Source organism: Bacillus sp. JJ1566, assembly GCF_036962685.1.
GTDB lineage: Bacteria > Bacillota > Bacilli > Bacillales > Bacillaceae_L > Ferdinandcohnia.
Genome location: NZ_JBALOP010000001.1, coordinates 175,827 through 182,456, shown reverse-complemented (window position 1 = coordinate 182,456; position 6,630 = coordinate 175,827). Strand labels below are relative to the sequence as shown.

Below are 6,630 nucleotides of genomic sequence, written 5' to 3'. Positions count from 1 at the left end.
ATGTACCGCAAGAAGGGTTTAGCGGTACATGCTGAGAGGGAATATGTTAGAGTATGTACCGCAAGAAGGGTCTAGCGGTACATGCTGAGAGGGAAATTGTTAGAGTGTGTACCGCAAGAAGGGTCTAGCGATACATGCTGAGAGGGAAATTGTTAGGGCATGTACCGCAAGAAAGGTCCAGCGGTACACGCAGCGAGAAAAAGTGTTAAAGCATGTACTGTAAGAAGAGTCTAGTGATACATGCTGAGGATGAAAGTGTTAGAGCATGTACCGCAAGAAGGGTCTAGGGTACACGTACAAGGGAAAAGAGGCCAACCATGTACCTCAACCCGAAAATTAATTATTTCGACCAGCAAAATAGTTTGTCAAATTTAGGTATGACGGCTTATAATTCGAAATAGATGAAAAGGAAGTCATAAGGAGAGGACAAAATGATTCAACGTTTTTTTACATATTACAAGCCCCATCGAAGGCTGTTTATAATTGACTTTAGCTGTGCAGTAGTTGTTGCGATTTTAGAGCTTTTCTTTCCACTTGCGGTACAAAAGTTCATCGATGATCTTTTGCCAACCAATAATTGGTCCGCGATCGTATGGGTGAGCATTGGGCTGTTAGTTTTATATTTTGTTAGCTCAGGCCTTCAATTTATCGTGGGCTATTGGGGCCATGAGCTAGGAATTAATATTGAAACCGATATGAGGCAGCAGCTTTTTCAGCATGTGCAACGGCAATCATTTCGTTTTTTTGATAACACAAAAACGGGTCATGTTATGAGTAGGATTACGAATGACTTGTTTGATATTGGTGAGCTTGCCCATCACGGCCCAGAGGATTTATTTATTGCAATCATGACCTTTGTTGGGGCATTTTGGATTATGCTCACAATCAATGTAAAGCTTGCGTTAATCGCTATCATTGTTGTGCCATTTTTAATATGGCTAATTGCTTTTTCCAACGTTCGCATGAATCGTGCGTGGAAGGCGATGTACAGCAATATCGCAGATGTTAATGCGAGGGTGGAGGACAGTGTGGCAGGCGCAAGAGTTGTCCAATCCTTCACAAATGAAGAATTTGAGATTTCTAGGTTCAAGGTTGATAACCGCAAGTTTCGTCGTTCAAAGCTTAGTGCCTATAAGGTGATGGGGTCTACTTCCGCAGGTATCTACCTCATGACACGCTTGTTTGTGCTAATCGTATTAGTTGTCGGTGCATGGTTAAGCTTTACTGGCGAGCTTACATACGGAGAACTAGTTGGATTTGTTCTTTACGTTAATGTTCTTTTTAAGCCAATTGATAAAATTAGTGCCTTATTAGAGTTGTATCCAAAGGGCATGGCAGGCTTTAAACGTTTTACTGAGCTTCTCGATATTGAGCCAGAGGTTAAGGATGCAAAGGATGCGGTGGCAGTTCCGTTTCTTCATGGTGATATCATGTTTGACCATGTGACATTTGGCTATGATGAAAAGCAGGGTCCTGTCCTAAAGGATATTAACTTAAAGGTGCATGCAGGTGAAACGGTCGCGTTTGTCGGACCATCTGGAGCGGGGAAAACAACGATTTGTTCGTTAATTCCACGATTCTACGATGTTAATGGTGGTGCCATTTCAATTGATGGCATGGATATTCGTAAAATGACAAAGCAATCATTGCGATCACAAATTGGAATTGTACAGCAGGATGTTTTCCTTTTTACAGGAACCCTTCGTGAAAATATTGCTTACGGGATGCTCGGAGCAACGGATGAACAAATAGAGGAAGCAGCTAGGCGTGCTCATCTTGAAGATTTCATAGCTGGTTTACCGGAGGGCTTTGAAACTCAGGTTGGAGAAAGAGGACTTAAGCTTTCTGGTGGGCAAAAACAACGAATTGCGATTGCTCGAATGTTCTTGAAGAATCCGCCAATCTTAATTCTAGATGAAGCTACTTCGGCATTAGATACAGAAACCGAGCAAATCATCCAAAAGGCCCTTACTGAGCTTTCGAAAAATCGTACTACTCTTGTGATTGCTCACCGTCTAGCTACCATCCGAAATGCAGATCGCATTGTAGTCGTAACGGAGGATGGCATCGCAGAACAAGGTGGACATGATGAACTGCTTGAACAGGGCGGCATCTTCGCAAACCTACATCAAGTTCAATATCAATCTTAATGACCAGGATTTCCTGGTCATTTTTTCTTCGGATGAGTCTAAAGTCCTGAAAAAATTTCAGTCATTAAGTGGCTATTCACGCAAAACCGGATAGAAGGAAAAAGAATTCTGTCGGTTTCTATCAGAAGATAGGGAACGAGTAAAACAGGTTTATGAAATTTTATTTTGAAAAATAGTAAAATTGTATGAAAGGTAATTTTATAACCCTAACGAACTTATCTATATGAGGAAAAATGATTAGGGGGAATTGTAGGTGAAAAAGTTTTTTAAGCTTTTATTTGTGTTTACTTTTATTGGTGTTTTATCGCTTCAAGGAATCTGGGACAATCCCGTAGAAGCGAGTGAGGGAGAAGAACCTAATATTCGAATTGGTGTTGTGCCATCTGAAGGTTCACTGAATGTCGGAGGGGTTGGTGACTTTAATATCATTGACAAAAAAACAGGTGAAGTTTTATTAAGTGGATCCAATGAGCAAGTTACGGTTGAACTGGCAGGCTCATCAGTTGTAAAAACAAACTACCGATTACAGGTTGCATTTTCAACAAGTAATGCACATGTTGCCGATTGGCTACAGCGAGCAGAATCAAACGGTTATCCAACTTATATTGAGGAATACAATAATGGATGGAGATTATTGATTGGAGAATTTCCTGCAGATGCATCATTTTCAGTGAGAACTGCTTTTAAAAATGAAATTATCGCTAAAGGATTAGGTGCAAGTGATGCCTATTGGAGATTAATTACAACCGCCGAGGGAGAGTCCACAATTCAGGTTTCAAAAGGTGAAACGGCAATTACGACAACCAATCCTATACAAGTAATTTCAGAGGATTTAGTTACAATTAACGATAAAAAATACCGTGGAATCGCTGAGGTTGGTTTCAACAGCTCGGGAGCACTTGCAGGAATCAATGAACTTCCGATTGAAGAGTACTTATATGGCGTCGTTCCACGTGAACTGCCTCCTGTACCATATGGTGAATTAGAGGCACAAAAATCACAGGCAATTGCTGCAAGAACCTATGCATTATCTAATATGGGGAAGAGAGGCAAGGATGGTTATGACCTTCTTCCAACAACCTCTGACCAAGTTTATGGCGGTTATGAGGCAGAACACCCAATTTCAAATGGTGCAGTTGATGGCACACGAGGAATTGTTGCGACCTATGAAGGTAAATTAATTACCGCTGTCTTTAACTCAACGAGTGGGGGATTCTCTGCAAATAATGAAGATGTGTGGAATTCAGAACCTGTTCCATACTTAAGAGGGGTGCCTGATGCCCAAAGAGGTAAGGCATTTGAACACGTTCCATCCCTTGAAGTCTTTAAAAACAGCAGTAACTCCAAGTCTTTACGCGCTGCAAAAGAGGGGGACTTTGAAGCGGATTGGTCCAAATACCATCGTTGGAATTTTGAATGGACTGCAGAAGAAATGAGTGATGTACTAAGCACATCGTTTAATACGGAGGTCGGTAAGGTTTACGAAATTAATGTTCTTGAGCGCTCAAGCTCAGGTCGTGTGCTAGAAATTGAGTTTGTTACGGAAAATGGTACTTTCTATGGAAAAAAGGATCAAATTCGTACAACGTTAAAATACATTAATGCAAGTGGCAACCAAGCTTCGCTGTTAAGCACGTTGTTCCACATTGAGCCAGTTAAAGACAACGGAACAAAGGAAGTTATAGGCTTTAAAGTATACGGTGGTGGTTGGGGGCATGGCGTCGGCTTGTCACAAACGGGTGCCGTCGGAATGGCAGTAAAAGGGGCAACCTTCGAGGAAATCCTTAAGCATTATTACCAAGGAATCGACTTAGAGGATAGATACTAAAAAAAAAGACTCGTGCGGCTGGGCACGAGTCTTTTTTCTATAATTTAAATGAACTTTTCAAGGAAACAATGCGGTTGAAGACGAGATGGTCTTCTGTTGTGAGTTTAGGATCTACATTAAAGTAACCATGTCTAAAGAATTGGAACTTATCCTGTGGTTTTACATCTTTCATGTTTGGCTCAACAAATCCATTTAAGATTTCAAGAGAGTTTGGATTGACATGATCAAGGAAAGTTTTATCTTCATCTTCCTCGTTTTCTTCTTCATCCAAAATAAGTGGCTCATAAAGACGAAATTCTGCAGGCACCGCTTGTGTCGCTTCAACCCAGTGAATTGTACCTTTTACCTTCCGACCGGTAAAGCCTGTACCACTCTTTGTTTCAGGGTCATACGTACAACGGAGCTCAACCACATTTCCTTCCTCATCCTTGATGACTTCTTCACATTTAATAAAGTATGCATGCTTTAGTCGCACCTCATTACCAGGGAAGAGTCGGAAATATTTTTTCGGTGGATTTTCCATGAAATCCTCTTGTTCGATATAGATTTCACGAGAAAATGGAATTTGTCTAATACCCATTTCTGGATTCTCAGGGTTAATCTCCGCATCGAGCATTTCCACTTGACCTTCCGGATAGTTCGTAATCACGACTTTAAGCGGATTGATGATGCCCATTGTACGCGGTACTTTTAGCTTCAAATCCTCACGAACAAAATGCTCAAGCATTTGTGTATCAACGGTTCCGTTGTTTTTCGCTACTCCTAATTCACGGCAGAAGGTACGAATTGCATCAGGTGTATACCCTTTTCGTCTTAGCCCAGAAATGGTAGGCATGCGAGGGTCGTCCCATCCGTCCACAAAGTTTTCCTCAACAAGCTGCTTTAGCTTGCGCTTACTCATCACGGTGTTAGTTAAATTGATACGGCCGAACTCAATTTGCTGTGGTTGATGTTCCATTTCACAATGCTCGACAACCCAATTGTAAAAAGGACGTTGATCCTCGAACTCAATCGTACAAATCGAATGGGTTACACCTTCAATCGCATCCTCAAGTGGGTGAGCAAAAGCATACAATGGATAGATGCACCATTTATCACCTGTGTTATGATGAGTCGTATGTGAAATTCGGTAAATAACAGGATCACGTAGATTGATGTTCGGCGACTTCATATCAATTTTAGCTCGTAATACTTTCTCACCATTTTCATATTTGCCGGCGCGCATATTTTCAAATAGCTCAAGGTTTTCCTCGATTGTACGGTCACGATATGGACTTTCCTTTCCAGGCTCAGTCAATGTTCCGCGATATTCACGGATTTCATCTGCACTTAAATCGTCCACATACGCAAGGCCTTTTTTAATGAGTAAAACAGCACGGTTATACATTTCTTCAAAGTAATCTGATGCAAAAAATAAACCTTCCCAATCATACCCAAGCCATTTTACATCCTCTTTAATCGCGTTGACAAACTCGATATCCTCTTTCAATGGGTTTGTATCATCAAATCGTAGGTTTGTTTTTCCTTTGAATTCGTCTGCAAGGTCAAAGTTCAAAACGATTGATTTTGCATGTCCGATATGTAAGTATCCATTTGGTTCTGGAGGAAAGCGGGTAACAACATGATCGCGTTTACCTGTTTCTAAATCATCGATAATGATATTCCTAATAAAATTTGAAACGTTATTATTCTCCACGGCCATAACCTCTTTCGTTATCCTGTACTGGACGCTCAAAAATCACGTTATTTTCGTTTCTCTTTGAACGGTACTATAATGGATGAATATATCATAAATCCAGAATAATTTCCATTATTCTCATGTTTACCAAAGTTTAAGTTGATTATGAGGGTGTCTTTACTATAAGCTTTACAATATGTGAATTTTTAACCATCGGAGCGGTGTATTATGGAAAAAAAGAGTGAAATTGTGGAAATTTGCTTGTTAGCGGGAAAAATTATGCTTGAAAGTGGAGCTGAAACGTATCGTGTAGAGGATACGATGAACCGAATGGCTGCAGCATTTGGAATTTTGACGTCCCATAGCTATGTAACGCCAACTGCAATTATGTTCTCGATTAGTGGGACAGAGCCTACTAATTTAGTACGAATTAATGAGCGATCTACGGATTTAGAAAAGGTAACCCTGGTAAATAGCATTTCACGCAAAATCAGCAGCGGGGATTTAACCCTTCAAGAGGCAAAAAATGAGCTGGATGAGCTTTTAAAAAAGGATTTATCTTATCCCATTTGGATTCAAATTTTTTCAGCTGCAATAGCAAGTGGCTGTTTTACAATTATGTTCCTAGGGACTTGGACAGATTTTTTACCAGCATGCGTTGCAGGGGGAGTAGGCTTTGCCTTTTTTATCTTCATTCATCGGTTAATTCGAATTAAGTTTTTTTCCGAGATTTTGGCTTCATTTGTGATAGGAATCGTTGCCTATCTTTTTATCATTACTGGGATTGGGGCGGAGCTTGATAAAATCATCATAGGCTCAGTGATGCCACTTGTACCTGGTTTGCTGATTACTAATGCCATTAGGGATTTAATTGCGGGTCACTTGGTATCTGGGCTATCCAAAGGTGCAGAAGCTTTTTTAACTGCGCTAGCAATTGGCACGGGGATAGCGGTCGTGCTCGCGATTTTCTAATC

4 protein-coding genes are annotated in these 6,630 nt (G+C 40.7%); 3 read left to right on the top strand and 1 reads right to left on the bottom strand.

Going from position 1 to position 6,630, the window contains the following annotated elements; translation table 11 throughout:
• The first annotated feature begins 431 nt into the window (after window positions 1-431).
• Window positions 432-2,150, top strand: a complete 1,719-nt coding sequence (locus V7112_RS00845) for an ABC transporter ATP-binding protein (RefSeq protein ID WP_335413980.1) — start codon at window positions 432-434, stop codon at window positions 2,148-2,150.
• Between the two features lie 253 nt (window positions 2,151-2,403).
• Window positions 2,404-3,978 carry a SpoIID/LytB domain-containing protein gene (locus V7112_RS00840; protein WP_335413977.1) on the top strand — a complete coding sequence of 525 codons (1,575 nt, stop codon included), beginning with the start codon at window positions 2,404-2,406 and terminating at the stop codon, window positions 3,976-3,978.
• Between the two features lie 37 nt (window positions 3,979-4,015).
• On the opposite strand, the gene V7112_RS00835 is transcribed toward V7112_RS00840, so the two are convergent.
• On the bottom strand, window positions 4,016-5,680 hold the full coding sequence (locus V7112_RS00835; RefSeq protein WP_438823842.1) for a glutamine--tRNA ligase/YqeY domain fusion protein: 1,665 nt from the start codon (window positions 5,678-5,680) through the stop codon (window positions 4,016-4,018).
• Window positions 5,681-5,884: 204 nt separating this feature from the next.
• Between V7112_RS00835 and V7112_RS00830 the strand changes: the two genes are divergently transcribed.
• Window positions 5,885-6,628, top strand: a complete 744-nt coding sequence (locus tag V7112_RS00830) for a threonine/serine exporter family protein (RefSeq protein WP_335413972.1) — start codon at window positions 5,885-5,887, stop codon at window positions 6,626-6,628.
• The last annotated feature ends 2 nt before the right edge of the window (window positions 6,629-6,630 follow it).